The organism is Amycolatopsis magusensis, from assembly GCF_017875555.1.
GTDB lineage: Bacteria > Actinomycetota > Actinomycetes > Mycobacteriales > Pseudonocardiaceae > Amycolatopsis > Amycolatopsis magusensis.
On record NZ_JAGGMS010000001.1, the window covers coordinates 344,302 to 360,461 of the forward strand.

Annotated in this window: 14 protein-coding genes and 1 tRNA gene; 4 read left to right on the top strand and 11 right to left on the bottom strand. The window is 69.5% G+C overall.

All coding sequences use genetic code 11. The annotated features are described in order from the left end of the window. Positions 1 to 6: 6 nt before the first annotated feature. A complete protein-coding gene (locus tag JOM49_RS01565) occupies positions 7 to 1,413 on the bottom strand; it encodes an MFS transporter (protein ID WP_308158620.1) in 1,407 nt (468 codons plus the stop codon). An 82-nt stretch (positions 1,414 to 1,495) separates the two neighbouring features. On the opposite strand from JOM49_RS01565, the gene JOM49_RS42740 reads away from it, so the two are divergent. Next, positions 1,496 to 1,939, top strand: coding sequence for a winged helix-turn-helix transcriptional regulator (locus tag JOM49_RS42740; RefSeq protein ID WP_308158621.1), 444 nt, complete (start codon positions 1,496 to 1,498; stop codon positions 1,937 to 1,939). Positions 1,940 to 2,959: 1,020 nt separating this feature from the next. On the opposite strand, the gene JOM49_RS01575 is transcribed toward JOM49_RS42740, so the two are convergent. Beyond that, the gene (locus JOM49_RS01575; protein WP_282772247.1) at positions 2,960 to 3,568 is read right to left on the bottom strand and encodes an MmpS family transport accessory protein; all 609 of its coding nucleotides are present in this window, start codon (positions 3,566 to 3,568) and stop codon (positions 2,960 to 2,962) included. 170 nt (positions 3,569 to 3,738) lie between these two features. Between JOM49_RS01575 and JOM49_RS01580 the strand changes: the two genes are divergently transcribed. Beyond that, positions 3,739 to 4,938 carry a sensor histidine kinase gene (locus tag JOM49_RS01580; protein ID WP_209662432.1) on the top strand — a complete coding sequence of 400 codons (1,200 nt, stop codon included), beginning with the start codon at positions 3,739 to 3,741 and terminating at the stop codon, positions 4,936 to 4,938. 30 nt (positions 4,939 to 4,968) lie between these two features. Next, a complete protein-coding gene (locus tag JOM49_RS01585) occupies positions 4,969 to 5,616 on the top strand; it encodes a response regulator transcription factor (protein WP_209670663.1) in 648 nt (215 codons plus the stop codon). On the opposite strand, the gene JOM49_RS01590 is transcribed toward JOM49_RS01585, so the two are convergent. From JOM49_RS01590 to JOM49_RS01620, 7 genes are all read right to left on the bottom strand, one after another. Continuing rightward, on the bottom strand, positions 5,613 to 7,007 hold the full coding sequence (locus JOM49_RS01590) for an alpha/beta hydrolase (RefSeq protein ID WP_209662434.1): 1,395 nt from the start codon (positions 7,005 to 7,007) through the stop codon (positions 5,613 to 5,615). The genes JOM49_RS01585 and JOM49_RS01590 overlap by 4 nt on opposite strands. A 65-nt stretch (positions 7,008 to 7,072) precedes the next feature. Then, a tRNA-Leu gene (locus tag JOM49_RS01595) sits at positions 7,073 to 7,146 on the bottom strand. Between the two features lie 43 nt (positions 7,147 to 7,189). Next, on the bottom strand, positions 7,190 to 8,512 hold the full coding sequence (locus JOM49_RS01600) for an NAD(P)/FAD-dependent oxidoreductase (RefSeq protein WP_209662435.1): 1,323 nt from the start codon (positions 8,510 to 8,512) through the stop codon (positions 7,190 to 7,192). Between the two features lie 205 nt (positions 8,513 to 8,717). After that, entirely contained in the window at positions 8,718 to 9,242 is a 525-nt protein-coding gene (locus JOM49_RS01605) for a GNAT family N-acetyltransferase (protein ID WP_209662437.1), read from the bottom strand. Then, positions 9,239 to 9,889: a hypothetical protein gene (locus JOM49_RS01610; protein WP_209662438.1), complete on the bottom strand. Its 651-nt coding sequence runs from the start codon at positions 9,887 to 9,889 to the stop codon at positions 9,239 to 9,241. The genes JOM49_RS01605 and JOM49_RS01610 overlap by 4 nt, the downstream gene beginning before the upstream one ends. A 151-nt stretch (positions 9,890 to 10,040) precedes the next feature. Then, the gene (locus JOM49_RS43615) at positions 10,041 to 11,162 is read right to left on the bottom strand and encodes a type IV toxin-antitoxin system AbiEi family antitoxin (protein ID WP_209662439.1); all 1,122 of its coding nucleotides are present in this window, start codon (positions 11,160 to 11,162) and stop codon (positions 10,041 to 10,043) included. A 45-nt stretch (positions 11,163 to 11,207) separates the two neighbouring features. Then, positions 11,208 to 11,900: a uracil-DNA glycosylase gene (locus JOM49_RS01620; RefSeq protein ID WP_209662441.1), complete on the bottom strand. Its 693-nt coding sequence runs from the start codon at positions 11,898 to 11,900 to the stop codon at positions 11,208 to 11,210. A gap of 27 nt (positions 11,901 to 11,927) precedes the next feature. Between JOM49_RS01620 and JOM49_RS01625 the strand changes: the two genes are divergently transcribed. Beyond that, positions 11,928 to 13,406: a S10 family peptidase gene (locus JOM49_RS01625; protein WP_209662442.1), complete on the top strand. Its 1,479-nt coding sequence runs from the start codon at positions 11,928 to 11,930 to the stop codon at positions 13,404 to 13,406. Here JOM49_RS01625 and JOM49_RS01630 read toward each other — a convergent pair. Together JOM49_RS01630 and JOM49_RS01635 are read right to left on the bottom strand one after the other, a co-directional pair. Further along, complete coding sequence (locus JOM49_RS01630; protein WP_209662449.1) at positions 13,403 to 14,239, bottom strand: SAM-dependent methyltransferase; 837 nt, start codon at positions 14,237 to 14,239, stop codon at positions 13,403 to 13,405. The two genes, JOM49_RS01625 and JOM49_RS01630, sit on opposite strands and share 4 nt — an antisense overlap. A gap of 124 nt (positions 14,240 to 14,363) precedes the next feature. Further along, positions 14,364 to 16,091: a S8 family serine peptidase gene (locus JOM49_RS01635; protein WP_209662451.1), complete on the bottom strand. Its 1,728-nt coding sequence runs from the start codon at positions 16,089 to 16,091 to the stop codon at positions 14,364 to 14,366. Positions 16,092 to 16,160: the final 69 nt, after the last annotated feature.

A 16,160-nucleotide genomic window follows, 5' to 3' on the forward strand; every position in this document is an offset into this window, starting at 1 on the left:
GCGTCCTCACCGGGCCAGCACGGGCACCCGCCGGCGGACACCGAAGGCGGTCACCAGCGCCGCGAGCACGGTCGCGACCAGCGGCACCAGCAACGCGGCGCGGAACGCGTCGAGCGGGTTGGCTTCGTCGAGGAAGGCCACGTTCACCGCGGTGACCACCGACAGCCCCAGTGCCGCGCCGAACTGGAAGGACGTGTTGAACAGCCCGCCGGCCAGGCCCTGCTCGTCCGCCGCGACGCCTTCGGTGGCGGCGATGGTGAACGGGCCGTAGGTGAGGGAGAACGCGATGCCGAGCAGGAGCATCGTCGGGAACATGGCCGCATAGGCCCAATCCAGGCCGACCGGCAGGAACCACGCGTACGCCACCGCCGCGAGCAGCAGGCCGCCGAAGACCACCCGCGTGGTGCCGAACCGGTTGACCAACCGCGGCGTGACTGTCGGCGCTAGCACCACCTCCGCCCCGATCGCTAGCATCGCTAGCCCCGTCTCGACCGTGGACCAGCCGCGCAGCTCCTGCAGGTAGAGCGTCACCAGGAACTGGAAGCCGAAGAACGACCCGGCGAACAGCGCCGCCCCGATGTTCGTCCGCAGCAGTGTTTTCGAGCGGAAGATGCCCAGCCGGACCAGGGGTGCCGGGGACCGCCGTTCGATCACCACGAACGCGGCCAGCGACGCGAGTCCGGCGGTGAACGCGGCGAGCGTCCAGCCCCAGCCGTCGGCCGGGTGCTCGAGCCGCACCACGCCGTAGACCAGCAGGAGCATCGAGCCGGTGATCGCGACCGCGCCGGCGAAGTCGGTGCGGTGGCCGGTCCGGTCCGGGCGGCCGGTGTCCTTGATCAACAGGATGGCGGCGACCAGCAGGACCGCCGCCAGGATCACCGGCGCGAAGAACACCCAGCGCCAGTCGATCGCGGTGAGCAGGCCGCCGACGACCAGGCCGAGCGAGAAGCCGCCGGCCGCGGTGCCCGCGTAGACCAGCAGCGCCCGGTTGCGGGCCGGTCCCTCGGCGAAGCTGGTGGTGATGATCGACATCCCGGCGGGTGTCATGAACGCGGCGGCGACCCCGGTGGCGAAGCGCGCCAGCAGGAGCATCCAGCCTTCGGTGGCGAGCCCGCCAAGGCCGGAGAAGAGGAGGAAGACCACCAGCCACGCCAGGAACATCCGGCGACGACCGAACATGTCGGCGGCGCGCCCGCCGAGCAACATGAACCCGGCGTAGCCGAGCACGTAGGCGCTCACCACTCCGCTCAGCATCGCGGTGGACAGCCCAAGGTCGGCGCGGATGGACGGGAGGGCGACGTTCAGCATGGCGATGTCGATCCCCTCCAGGAAGATCGACCCGCACAGGACGAAGAGGACGCCCCACGCGCGTCCGGTGAGCCGTTCGGGTGGCGAAAGCAGCGGTGCGGACACGATTCGGCTCCTTCGGCGGCCTCGGTTACCCCGAGGCCGGTCAGTTCCTTCTTGTAACCATTGGCATCCTGCGGCACCATCGGTGGTCGTGGAAGAAGGCACTTTCAACTCACCGAGTTACTCCTGCCGCACCGAGGACGACTACGGCGTGCTGCAGTGGCACGTCCGGGAAGACTGCGAGGTGCGGCAGATCCTCGACCGGATCGCGGACAAGTGGTCACTGCTCGTGATCTCGTTGCTGGACCGGCAGACGCTTCGCTTCACCGAGCTACGGCACGAGATCGAAGGCATCTCGCAACGGATGCTCACCACGACTTTGCGTCACCTGGAGCGGGATGGCCTGGTGCACCGGACCGTGCACCCGGTGGTCCCGCCACGCGTCGACTACGCCCTCACTCCCCTGGGCGCCACGCTGCACACCACGATCCAGGCGCTGGTCACGTGGACGGAAGACCACCAGAAGGAAATCGCCGCAGCCCGCTCCGCCTACGACACCGCCCAAGCCGAAGCCGCCGCACGCCAGTAGCCTCTCCCGACCGCCGGCGTCGCCCTCCCCACCCGAGCTCCGGCAACGAGAACTCGGCCGCCCGAACGTGGATCTCGCCTGCCTGAACGTGGCACTCGCCTGCACGAACGCCGAACTCAGCTGCCGGAGCGCAGAACTCGCTCGCCCAACGTCGAACTCGGCTGCCCGAGTGTGGGCCTCGGTCGCCTGAACGTGGGCCTCGCCTGCGCCAGCGTGGAACCCGGCCGCCCGAACGTGGCACTCACCTGCCTGAACGTGGCACTCGCCTGCACGAACGCCGAACTCAGCTGCCGGAGCGCAGAACTCGCTCGCCCAACGTCGAACTCGGCTGCCCGAGTGTGGGCCTCGGTCGCCTGAACGTGGGCCTCGCCTGCGCCAGCGTGGAACCCGGCCGCCCGAACGTGGCACTCACCTGCCTGAACGTGGCACTCGCCTGCACGAACGCCGAACTCAGCTGCCGGAGCGCAGAACTCGCTCGCCCAACGTCGAACTCGGCTGCCCGAGTGTGGGCCTCGGTCGCCTGAACGTGGGCCTCGCCTGCGCCAGCGTGGAACCCGGCCGCCCGAACGTGGCACTCGCTTGCCCGAACGTGGCACTCGCCTGCGCCAGCGTGTGATTCGCCTGCGCGACCGTAGAAGTCGGCTACCTGAGCGTGAGACTCGGCTGCCGGAACGTGGGACTCGCCGCAGCCAACGCGGCACCCCACCCGCCCGAGTGTTGAACTCAGCTGCCGGAACGTGGAACTCGGCTGCACCAACGTGGGATTCGGGGACGGGAGCGTGGGAGTCGGGCGGGAGTTGGTCGGCGGGAATGGCGGGGCTTGCGTGGGCGGGTGCGGGAATTGGGGGTGGGAATGGGGCGGGAGTGGGCGTGAAGTTATCTGCGGGATAGGTGGGCGGGTGCGGGAGTGCGGTGATTATCTGCGGATTAGCAGAGGAGGTAAAATTGTCGGGAGATTAGGAGGGGAAAAAGAGAGAGGGCGTTGCTCGCATAGGGAAGCGAGCAACGCCCTAGGGAGTGTCAGGCGCCGGTGCAGATGGCGACGGCGAACGGGCCCGAAGCGGTGTTCGTGGCGACGACGGCGCCGTCGACGGTGATCTTGCAAGTGACCTCACCACCGGTTTCGTCCGCCATGACGGTGAGCATGCCGCCCTTGATCACGCCCTTGTTCTCCATCTGCTTCGTCCACGGCAGCGTGTCGACCGTCTCCGAGATCGGGTTCAGCGCCTCGCCGTAGGTCACCTCGACCCCGGTCGCGTCCCCGGTCACGTCGTAGGTCACCGCGGCGGTGCGGTTGTACTCGTCCTGCACCTCGTTGACCGCCTGGTTGAAGATGAACAACCAGGCCACGCACACGCCGAGGCCGATCACCGAGGCCACGATGCCCACAATGGACAGCACCTTGTTGGTGGCCACGCCCTTGTTGACCCGCACCACCCCGAAGATCGAGAAGATCAGACCGAGGATCACCAGCGGCCAGGCGACCACGCCGATGAACGGGATCGGCGAGAAGACCAGCCCCACCAGGCCGAGCACGAAGCCGGTGATGCCGATCCCGTTGCGGGGCGGCTGTTGCTGCGGCGGCGCCTGGTAGGGCATGGCCGGCGGGTAGGGGGTTTGCTGGGTCACGGGAGAATTTCCTTTCCGAATGAACTGGCGAAGCGCATGCAATCACCCTGGAGCACTTCCCCGCGTCGTCCGATAGCCTTTCGGCACTACGACGAAAGTCGTCACTTCCCCATTCCGCGGGAGCCGTTTCGCCGATGAGCCGGGTGGTGCCCCTGCGTACGCTTTGCGCCATGGCCCGGCGTGTACTTGGCGTGCTGATCACCGTGCTCGCGGTGACCGCTTGCGTGATCAGCAGCATTTTCGTTTTCGCGTCCACCGGTTACCTGCCCGAGGCCGACACGTTCGTGCCGAACGCGTGGTCGACGCTGAGCTTCCTGGCGGCGATCGGCGCGGCCGTCATGCTCTGCTGGCGTCACCAGTGGCCGCTGGTGATCACCGGGATCACGCTCGTCCCCTCACTCCTGCTCGGCGCGGACGCCCTCGCCGCGCTGGTGGCGCTCGCCGCGCTGGCCGCCAACCGACGCGACCACTGGCTCTGGGCCGCCGCCGGCGCCGTCTACGCCGCCACCGCGCTGGCGGTGCTCAGGGACGCGAACCGGCACGAGGAGGTGTCGATCGCCGGCGCGATCGTCGGCACGCAGTACGGCTTCGCGCAGATCGTCGGCGTGCTGGTGCTGACCGCGATCATGCTCGCGATCCCGCTCACCGTCGGCATCGTGCGCGGGGTGCGCGGCGACCTCGCCCGCCGCGAGGCCCAGGAGCAGGAGCTGCGGGCGGAGATGACGCGCCGTGCCGAACGCACGCGCATCGCCCGCGAGATGCACGACGTGCTCGGGCACCGGCTTTCCCTGCTGTCACTGCAAGCCGGCGCGCTCGAAGTCACCCACGACCCCGAGTCGTCGACCGTCGCGGCGCGCACGGTCCGGACCACCGCTCGACAGTCCCTTGAGGACTTGCGTCAGGTGATCGGCGTGCTGCGCGACGGTCAGGGTTTCGCCGACCGGGAAACGGGTTCACCGTCGCCGGAACGTCCACAACCGACACTGACCGACCTGCCGGAGCTGATCGCCGGCGCCCGGCAGTCCGGTCTGCCGGTGAACGCCACGATCATGCTCGACCAGGCGACCGCCGCGCCCGTGCAACTGGGCACCACGGCCTACCGGATCGCCCAGGAAGCGCTGACCAACGTGCTGCGGCACGCGCCGGGGTCCACAGCGGACGTGACCGTGCGTGGCGGGCCCGGTGTCGGCCTGTCGATCGAGGTGGTGAACCCGTTGCCCGCCACCGCGCCGGAACCGTCGCCGGGCTCGGGGACCGGGCTGACCGGCGTCAGCGAACGGGTCTCGCTGCTCGGCGGGAACGTCAGCGCGGGACCGACCGACGAGCGCGTGTTCGCCCTCCGGGCGTGGCTGCCGTGGGAGCCGCACTAGCATGTCCGGGTGACCCAGCGCCCCTTACGCGTGCTGCTCGTCGACGACGACGCGATGGTGCGGACCGGGCTGTCCATGATCCTGGGCAGCACGGGGGACATCGCCGTGGTCGGGGAAGCCGGGGACGGCGACGAAGCGGTGGCGAAGGTGACCGCGCACGCGCCGGACGTGGTGCTGATGGACATCCGCATGCGCCGCATGGACGGGCTGGCCGCGACCGCCGCGGTGACCGCGCTGGCGCGGCCGCCGAAGGTGCTCGTGCTGACCACCTTCGACCTGGACCAGTACGTGTTCGACGCGCTCGGCGCCGGGGCGAGCGGCTTCCTGCTGAAGGAGTGCTCGCCGCAGGAGATCATCGACGCGGTGCGCGTGGTCGGTGCCGGTGAGGCGATGCTTTCCCCGCGTGCCACCAAGAAGCTGATCGGCCACTTCGTCTCGGCGCGGAGCAACCCGCGGCGGCACCGGGCGATGAACGGGCTGAACGCGCTCACCGAACGCGAGCGCGAGATCGTCACCGCGGTCGCCCAGGGCAAGCCGAACTCGGTGATCGCCGCCGAGTTGCACCTGAGCGAGGCCACGGTGAAGACCCACATCACCCGCGTCTTCGCGAAGATCAACGCGGCGAACCGCGTGCAGATGACCATTTTCGCCTACGAAGCGGGCCTCGTCGTGCCCTAGGAGCAGATCACGTCCTGCGCGGGCAGCTCGCCGTCGAGCAGGTAGCGGGTGACGGTGTCGTCGGCGCAGTGGCCGGGATAGGCGCCGTGACGCCAAGCCCCTTGTGCCAGCAGCATCCTGGAGTTGTCCGGCAGGAGTTCACGCAGGTGCGCCGCGCCTTCGAGCGGGGTTTGCGTGTCGTACTCGTTCTGCACCAGGAGGATGCTTTCGGCCTGGTTGTCGCGGATACGCGTGCGGGGCTCGACGGGGTTCGGCCAGAAGGCGCACGGGGAGATGTTCGAGGTCTGGCCGCCCATCATCGGGTAGCGCTGGGTGTCGCGGAGGGCGTCGCGCAGGTACTGGGCCGGGTCGATCGGCCAGCGCGCGTCGCCGCACATCACCGCCAGGGAGCCGGCCGCCCGGTTGTCCGCCGGTGGTTCCGCGGCGGCCACGGTGATCGTCCGCTCGGGGTCCAGGAGTTTCCGCATCAGCGCGGCGAGTTCCAGGTTCTTGGTTTCGCGTTGCCCGACGCCGCGGGCGAACAGGCGTACCCGGTTCCCGTCGTAGGTCTCGCCCTCGATGGTGACTGGGTGACGATCCAGATTGTTCAACAATCCCCTGAAAGTATTCCGCACCTCATCCACCGATCCCCCGAGCCCATAAGTCTCCTGTCGGACCGCCGCCCAATCCGCGAAGAGGTCGAACGCACGTTCCGCGAAAACCGCCCAGATCTGGACCATGCCCCGCCACGCGCGATCCGGATCCACGTTGCTGTCCAGCACGATCCGCTCGGCCCGCCGGGGGAACAGCTGCGTGTAGACGGCGCCGAGGTAGGTGCCGTAGGAGATGCCGTAGTACGAGATGCGCGGTTCACCCAGCGCCGCACGGATGGCGTCCAGGTCGCGGGCGGTGTTGCGCGTGGTGAGGTGCGGCAGCAGATCGGGTTGGGTCGCCCAGCACTGGTCCGCGATCGCCTTGGTCTGCGCCACGTGCTCGTCGAACTTCGCCCGCTCGAACGGAATCGGCGACCACCCGCGCTCCAGCCCGCAGGTGACCGGCGAGCTCGCCCCGATGCCACGGGGATCGAAGCCGACCAGATCGTAGTGCTGCCCGATCTCCGGCGGGAACTGCTTGGTGACCGGCATGTCCAGCCCCGCACTGCCGGGCCCACCGGGATTCATCACCAGCACGCCACGACGATCCCCCGTCGCCTTCACCCGGGAAATCGCGATGTCGATCTTGCGGCCGGACGGATCAGCGTAGTCGAGCGGCACCTGAACCTCGGCGCACTCGAAGTTCGCCGGTTCGTCCGGTGAACACCGCCGCCATTCGATCGCCGTCGTCGCCGCGACCGGCGTGACCGCCAAGCCGAGCAGCAAACCCACCAGTGCCACCGTGCCCAGTCTGCGCATGCGCACAGGCTAGGAAGATCCAGGCCTCAGGTCGTCACACCGCGGTAGGGCTACTGGGGTAGTAGTGCCCCCGACGGGGTTCGAACCCGCACTGGGTCGATTTTAAGTCGACTGCCTCTGCCGGTTGGGCTACGGGGGCGAGGCCCAGCCTAGGCGGCCGGGCCCTGCCTTCGCAGCTCAGGTCAGGACTTCGTGGCCCTGGTGAATTCGTCCTTCGGGTTGTTGATCTGCCCCAGCGACACGACCTCGCGTCGCAGCAGGCCGCCGAAGACCCAGTCGAAGAAGATGCGGATCTTCCGGTTCCAGGTGGGCATCGCCTTGACGTGGTAGGCGCGGTGGAAGACCCACGCCGGGAAGCCCTTGATCTTCAGGTTCAGCGCGTCCGCCACGCCCTTGTGCAGGCCGAGACCGGCCACCGCGCCGAGGTTCTTGTGGTAGTAGTCCTTCGGCTGACCGCCACGCAGCACCTTGATGATGTTCTTCGCCATCAGGCGCGCCTGCCGCACGGCGTGCTGCGCGTTCGGCGGGCAGGTGGCCGACGGGTCGTCCTCGGTGCGCGCGAGGTCCGGCACCGCGGCGTTGTCGCCCGCGGTCCACACGTCGGGGTGCCCGACGACCTGCAGTGCCGCGGTCGCCTCGAGCCGGCCGCGCTTGTCCAGCGGCAGGTCCGAGTCGGCGAGCACCGGGTTGGCCTTCACGCCCGCGGTCCAGATGATCGTGTCGCTGTCGAACTCGGTGCCGTCCGAGAGCACGACGTGCCCGTTCTCGAACGACTTCGCCGCGGTCGACAGGTAGACCTCGATGCCGCGCTTCTCCAGCTGCTCCACGGTCCACACGCCGAGCGTTTCGCGGACCTCGGGCAGGATGCGGCCCGCGGCCTCGACGAGCACCCAGCGGATGTCCGACGGCTCGATGTTCTCGTAGTACCTGGTCGCGAAGCGGGTCATGTCCTCGAGCTCGGCGAGCGCTTCGATGCCCGCGAAGCCGCCGCCGACCACGGTGAAGGTCAGCAGGCGCTTGCGCAGCTCGGGGTCGAGGGTGCTGGCCGCCTGGTCCAGCTTGGTCAGCACGTGGTTGCGGAGGTAGATCGCCTCGCCGATGGTCTTGAAGGCGATGCCCTCCTCGGCGAGTCCGGGGATGGGCAGGATGCGCGCCACCGCGCCCAGCGCGACCACCAGCACGTCGTAGGACAGCTGCTCGATGTGGCCGTCGGCCGCCTCGACGGTGACGGACTTGCGTTCGTGCTCGATCTTGGTGACGCGCGCGGTCAGCACGTGGCACCGCTTGAGCACGCGCCGCAACGGGACCACCACGTGCCGCGGCTCGATCGCGCCGGCCGCCGCCTCGGGGAGGAACGGCTGGTACGTCATGTGCGGCTGGGGGTCCACAACGGTGACGGACGCTTCGTTCGCCCGCAGCATCTTCTGGAGCCCGAACGCCGTGTACAGACCGACATATCCGCCGCCGAGGACGAGGATCCGAGTCGGTTCCGACTTCGCTGCCATGCCTCCATGGTCGCACCCATCCAGGGCCCCCGCTCGTGTACCCCGCGCTGCTGTGACCAGCGTCGCCACCGAAGATTGAACGATTCAGCAAGCGGCAGCTTCGCGTAGTCGGGCAATCGCGGAGCGTAGAGCGAGTAAGGCCAGAATAAACCCATAGCGGGTGAATTCCGTCAGTTTGGCCACTCTCCGTCACCGGTGAGCGAGCTCACTCCAGCTGCCAGACGACGTCCGTGCCCGCCATCCCCGGCCGCGGTTCCTCGCGTGGCGGGTGGTGCCGCGCGACCTCGGTGAACCCGAGCCGCCGGGGTATCGCGGCGCTGCGTTCGTTGGCCGCGTCGTGCCAGATCTGGACGCGGTCGACGTCCGGCAGCGCGAACACGACCGGGAGCAACGCCTCGACGGCCGTGGTCATCAGGCCGCGGCCGGTCCAGTCCGGGTGCAGCCAGTAGCCGAACTCCAGGCCCCCGGGCCCGATGCGCCGCTCGCAGCCGACGCCACCGACCACCCGGCCGTCGACGACCAGCGCGTAGGCGTACGACTGGCCCGCGGCCCACCTCTCGTCACAGCCGCTGAGGAAGTCCATCGCGCGGTACTCGCCGAAGGCCCAGACCATCCAGGGCCGGAGGTGCTCCTGCGCCTCCTCCACCACCCGCTGCAATTCCGCGGCGTCGGCCACGCGCCAGCGCCGCACCAGCACCCGACCGGCGTCGACCTCGTCGGGCGGGTTCACCGGATGCCTGCCGCGTCGAACTCGGCCAAGAGGTCTTCGACCAATGCCACCGTCGACATCCTGATCTCGTCGTGACCGTCGAACTCGGCGGCGGCGGCCAGGCTCGGCAGCAGTTCTTCCGGGCCGGTCGCGAGCGTCCTCAGCTCACGCATCGCGTGCTCCACCACTCGGCGCGACAGGTCCTGCGCCAGGAGCTTTTCCAGTCCCCGCGCCAACTGCGCCGTCTCGATCGCGCGAAGCAGCCGGAGTACATCGAGGCCGTCCTTGGGCTTGAGCCGGTTCGGCTGGTCACGTCGTTCCGCGATCTTGACCACCTTCGACACCATCAACGCGGCAGGTCCCGCCACCTTCAGCCGGAACGAGCGAGTGCTCTCGCCGGTCAACTCGGTGATCACGTGGATGTCGTTGTCCACCACCGCCGGCTCGAGTCCCAGAGTCCGGCGGGCGGTCCACTTGTCGTCGTGCGGTGGCCGGAGCTTCGCCGAACGACGGCTTTTCGGACCGCTGAGCGCTTCGGGTGTCATGAGGTCGACCGCGATCTGGCCACGACCCAGCCAGCTCCCCGGGTGCGCTCCCGGCGCGAACCCCGCGGCGCACATGGCGTCCGCGATCGACGGCTCGTCCGCCAGCCGGTCGGGAACCAACACCAGGTCCGCGTCGGTGCCGTCACGAAGTCCGCGTCGCCGACGTGCAAGTAGAGCGCTTGCGCGCCCACCAGGACGATCGCGTCGCGGTGCGGTCCCAGGCCGTCGAGGGCGTCGAGCAGGACGGACCTCGCTTCGACGTACTCCTGCGGGATCATCGTGCCCAACCCTGTTCTTCCGATTCGAGCGCTGCCAGCAACTGCTCGGCTTCTTCGCCTGACCGGCCCGGCCCGGTCAGGAGGTCGGCCGTCACCTGGGCCGGCGCGGCGTACGCCAGACCGTCCACGGTCCGGGTTTTCGTCAGGACGACTTCGTCATACGGGCGCATGACCAGCACATTCGCCCCCCGGTCGACGGCGCGGAGCCCCAGCCGGTCGATCAAGCCGAGCGGGTTCTCGGCGTACAGGCTCAGCGAAACGAGTGGGGCCACCGGTGTCACCCCGTTCGGCAGGTAGGCACGTGCGGCTGCCGAACCGGTCACGGCCACCCGCGCGTCCACCGATTCGAGTGCGTGCAGCGCATGGCTCAGCCCGCGCGGATCCAGCGTCGCGATGACCTCGTTCGACGCCATGACCTGGTAGTCCTGGATCCAGCGATCGATCAGCGCGCGCTTGCGGACCGAGACGACCACGCCGTCTCCACCACGCTCGATGGCGGCTTCCCGATCGAGCAGTTCCAGCACCCGCGCGCTCGTCCCGACCCCGACGCGGGCCCGTTCCGCCAGCTCTCGCACCCCGATCGGCAACTGCGTGTCGCACAGCTCGAGCACGACTTTCGCGGCCGCGGGACCACGGAGCGACTTCAGCAGCCGGTCCGCCGGATCACGGAACCCGCTCCGGTCGGCGCCCACTCGATCCAGGAACACGGCAGGCCGTTCCAGGCTCAAGCGCAGGTTTCCGGTGGCGTCGAACCAGCCGAGCCCGTGCTGCTCGAGCTGACCGCGGGTCGTGGGTGAGACGAACGGCGCCACGACCATCGCTCCGCCGACGACACGGCTCCCACGCTCGGCCGCTGACCGGTACGCGGCGAGCTGTCCGGCGACCCTGGTCACGTCCCTCGGCGCGAGCGCGCCCTTGGTTTCGATCACCACGGCAGCCGAGGTGCCGTCAGGAGCGGTGACAGCGAGGAGCGCGTCCGGGCGTCGCCCCAGGTCCAGGTCCAGGTCCGCGGCCCCGGTGACCGACCAGGATTCGGGTAAGGCCGCGCGGACGGCCTGCACCGCCGACTGGATGAGCTCCAGCTCGGTTGTTCCGCGTTTCGGCCCGTTCCGTGTCACCTGGAACAGCATACTTTGCGGAACAGCAGTGAGTCAGGACACCCCTCAGCGGATGCCTGCCGCGGTCTTGGCCCGGGTGAGGACTTCGCGGACCATCGCCGGGGTGAGGCGGCCGGTGAAGGTGTTCTGCTGCGAAACGTGGAAGCAGCCGAACACCTGCAGCGGGGCCGGACCCTCCAGGTCGACCCGCACCCCGTGGCCGAACTTCGGCCGTGGTCGGGGGACCGCCCAGCCCGCGGCGGCCAGCACCGGCATCAGCGCCTGCCAGCCGAAACCGCCGAGGACCACGATCGCGCGCAGGGTCGGCGCCAGCAGTTCCAGCTCCTTCGCCAGCCACCGGCCGCAGGTGTCGCGTTCGGCGGGCGTCGGCTTGTTCGCCGGGGGTGCGCAGTGCACCGGCGAGGTGATCCGCGTGCCGATCAGCTCCAGGCCGTCGCCGATGTGGTGCGCCTCCGGCTGCGTGGCCAGGCCGACGTCGTACATCGCGCGGTAGAGCACCTCACCCGAACGGTCACCGGTGAACATGCGGCCCGTGCGGTTGGCGCCGTGCGCGGCCGGCGCCAGGCCGACGATGCCCAGCGCCGCGTCGGGCGGGCCGAAGCCGGGCACCGGGCGACCCCAGTACGTCTCGTGGGCGAAGGCCGCCCGCTTGGTCTCGGCCACCTGCTCACGCCACTCGACCAGTCGTGGGCAGGCCCGGCAGTCGATCAGTTCGGCATCCATCTCGGCCAGGGTCATCCGGCCATTGTGATCTAGATTCGGGGCATGCCGGAAACAGCCAAGACCGACGAGGACACCAAGCCGCCCGAGCCCAGCGACGACCTGGTCACCACCAGGCACACGCTGACCGCGGGGAACCGGGAGCTGGCCTACACCGCCCAGACCGGGCGCGTGGTGCTCAAGAAGGAGGTGCTCACCGACGGCAAGTTCGACGGGCACCTCGCCAAGGCCGAGGTCTTCCTCGTCGCCTACACCCTCGACGACGCCGACCCGGCGACGCGCCCGGTGACCTTCGCGTTCAACGGCGGGCCCGGCTCGTCGAGCGTCTGGCTGCACCTCGGCGTGCTCGGGCCGCGGCGAGTCGTCTCCGGGGACGTCGACTCCCCCGCGCCGCCGCCGTACGGGCTGACCGACAACCCGGAAAGCCTGCTCGAACACACCGACCTGGTGTTCATCGACCCCGTCTCCACCGGCTACTCGCGCGCGGTGACCGGCGAGAAGCCGAAGGACTACCTCGGCTTCACCCCGGACGTGGAGTCGGTCGGCGAGCTCATCCGGCTGTGGACCTCCCGCAACGGGCGCTGGCTCTCGCCGAAGTTCCTGGCCGGTGAGTCCTACGGCACCCTGCGCGCGGCCGCACTGGCGGCGCACCTGCAGGAGCGGCACAGCATGTACCTCAACGGCTTGCTGCTCATCTCGTCCGTGCTGGACATGGGTTCGATCCGGTTCACCGAGGGCAACGAGCAGGCCTACCTCAGCTTCCTGCCGACCTACGCGGCGATCGCGCACTACCACGGCTTCCACGGCGACCGCCCGCTCGAGGAGGTGCTGGCCGAGGCCGAGGAGTTCGCCTCGCGCGACCTGCCGTGGGCACTGCAGCGCGGCGCCCGGCTGACCACCGACGAGCGGACCGCCGCGGTGCGTGAACTGGCGCGGCTGACCGGGCTCAGCGAGTCCTATGTGGACCGCGTCAACCTGCGCATCGAGCACGTCCGCTTCTTCACCGAGCTGCTGCGCGAGCGCGGGCTGACCGTCGGCCGGATGGACGGCCGGTTCACCACCTGGGAGCCGGACGGCGGCCGCGAGCACATGAGCGACGACGCCTCGATCTCCCGGATCATCGGCGCCTACTCGGCCGCGTTCAACCACTACGTGCGCACCGAACTGGGCTACGAAAGCGATCTGCCCTACGAGATCCTGTCGATGAACGTGTTCCAGCAGTGGTCCTACAGCGACTTCGAGGGCCGCGCGGTGTCCGCGGTCCGCTCGCTGAGCGCGGCGATGCGGGCGAACCCGCACCTGAAGCTCCACGTCGCCTTCGGCCACTACGACGGCGCGACCCCGTACTTCGGCTCGGAGAACGTGCTCGCGCACCTCGAAATCCCCGAGGAGCTGCACGCCAACATCGACCGGGCGTACTACCCGGCCGGGCACATGATGTACGTGCACGAACCTTCGCGGGTCCGGCAGGCGGCCGACCTGGGCGCGTTCATCCGGTCGGCCGTGCCGGAACAGGCCGTCTAGGTCGTCTTCCAGCCCACGGCCGCCAGGCCACGCGACTTCTCGGGCTGGTCGGCGAACAGCTCGTCCCCGTCCGGCTGCCACTGCGGCAGCCAGACGAGGCCGGGTTCGGTCAGTTCGAGCCCGTCGAAGAACGCCTCGATGTCCGGGCGCGGGCGCGGCACCGCCGGGCTGTTCGTCTGCTTGCGGTAGGCGGCCGCGACCTTGTCGCCGGCGGCGATGGTCGCGGCGTCCTTCGGGTCGACGTGGATGTGCGACAACGCGACCATGCTGCCCGGCGGCAGCCGGTCGATGTAGCCGCGCAGCACCTCGTGCGGCTTGGTCTCGTCGGGCATGAAGTGCAGCAGCGCCACCACCAGCAGCGCGATCGGCTGGGTCTCGTCGATCAGGCCGGTGTTGCGCACCCGGCGCCACAACTGCGGGCCGTCGAAGAAGTCGGCGTCGATGGCGCGGTGGCGCTCGGGGTCGGCGGTGCGTTCGAGCAGGATCTCGGCGTGCGCCTGGGCGATCGGCTCGTTGTCGATGTAGACCACGCGGCATTCGCCCGGCGCGGCCTCCTCGGCGACCTCGTGCACGTTGCCCTGGGTGGGCAGGCCGGAGCCGATGTCGACGAACTGCCGGATGCCCGAGTCGACGGCGTAGCGCACCGCCCGGCCCAGGAAGGCGCGGTTCGACCTGGCGAACCGGCGGATGTCGGGCAGGGCCTTCATCTGCTCGTCGGCGAACGCCCGGTCGGCGGCGTAGTTGTGGCTGCCGCCGAGCAGGTAGTCGTAGACCCGGCCGACGGAAACCTTGTCGATCGAGTCTCCGAGGCGGCCGGCATCGCTCGTGGTCATCGGACTCCCAATTCCTGGACGCGGTGGTGCGCACAGTTCTACCGCAGAAGCGGACAAAAGTCGTGAGTGCGTAGAATTCGTTAAATACAATCCTACGCACTCACGACTTCCGGGAATCCCTAACTCAGCGGCGCAGGTGCTCCTTGCCCCTGGTCACGGCGGAGTAGGCGTCGACGGCGCCGTGGCCGTAGAAACCGTTGAACGCCGTGTCACCCGTGCAGGTGGCGGTGAAGGTTTCGTCGCGTCCCTCGTCCAGGTAGTCCACGGTCCGCGGCACCGGGCAGGCGATCTTCGCCGCGGTGCCCTCGAGCACGCGCTGCACGGCGTCCGGGTCCATGCCGAACCCGCCCCTGCCGGGCTTGCCGTACTGGGAAACGATCAGCGCGGCGACGCCGGTGGCGTGCGGCGAGGCCATCGAAGTGCCCTGCAGCCACTGGTAGTAGCCGACCCGGCCGTCGGCCGCGGTCGCCTTCTGCACACCCGCTTCGACGCCGTCCGGCGTGAGGTTGCCGTCCGCGTCGATCATGCCCTCGGCGACACCGACGTTGCGCGGGTAGGTCGACAGGATCTGGTTCTCCACAGTGGAGAACCACGGGGTGCCGAAGTAGTCGCGGTAGAAACCACCCGGCGCGGAAACCGAGATCTGCTCGACGCCGTAGTTCGAGTAGTCCGCCTTCGCCTGCGACGGGCCGAACGCGGAGACACCGATGGTGTGGCGGCCTTCGACCGGCAGCGTCACGCAGGACGAGTTGTCGATGTCGCGGTCGTAGTTGGTCTTCGCCGGGAAGTTCGGGCTGACGGTGTCCGGCTGCGGCGCGCCGAGGTCGGTGTGCTGATTGCCCAGCGAAACCACCTGCGTCACGCCCTTGCCGTGCGCGTAGTCGAGCGCGCGGTTGACCGCCTCGGTGATGGTGCGCTGCTCGCGCCGGCGCTCCGGCGAGTCGGCCGGGTTCGCCTGGCAGTTGTACAGCCACGGGTCCACGAAGAAGCTCATGTTGACCACGTCGAGGCGCGCGTCGCCGGCGTAGGTGATGGCGTCGACCACCGGCTGCAGGAAGAAGCTGCCCGAGTCCTGCCCGGCGCGGACGTTGACGATGCTGACGTTCGGGGCCACGCCGGAGACGCCGAAACCGTTGGCAGCCGCACCGATGGTGCCCGCCACGTGCGTGCCGTGGCCGCCGTCGTCGTGGTTGACCGGGTCCACGCAGCCGCGGAACTCGCACGGGCCGTCGACCTCGTTGCCCGCCTCGTCGGCCGGGATGTCGCGGACGAAGTTGCGCGAAAGGGCCGCGTCGAAGTTCGGCGCGATGTCCGGGTGGGTGCCGTCGACACCGGTGTCGAGCACGCCGACCTTGACCCGCTTGTCGCCCGGCTGCACGGTGCGCGCGAGGTCGGAACGGACCGACTTGAGGCCCCACAGCTGCTCGTCCAGCGGGTCGGTGCCGACCGGCGCGGGCGCGTTCGGCTTGCCCTTCTTCGCCGCCGGGGCCTGCCGCGCCTCCTTCTCCACCACGTCCGCCTTGGGCGCCGCGTCGCGCACGGGAGCGTGCCCGATCGGCTGCGCCTTGGCCGCGCCGTACACCGCGCGGTCGGCGGAAACGCGCTCACTGAAGCCGTTCGCCGGCGCGCTCGCGGTGACCAGGCCGATGGCGGCGTTGGACTTCACCACGGTGCCGCCCGCTTCGCGGACCGCCCGCTCGGCGTCGGCCACGCCCTGCCCCGGCGCGGCCAGCACGGTGAACTCGGTCGCGGCGCCGGAAACGTCCGGCTGCGCGGACACCGAGGGCGAGGCCAGCACCCCGGCGGCCAGCGGCACGGCGAGCGCCGCGAACAGGACCTTGCTTCTCTTCACGCTGATTTCCTCCTACGACTGCGGTAGGCGGAATGTACGACGCGCACCGGGAATCGGCCACCGACGAAA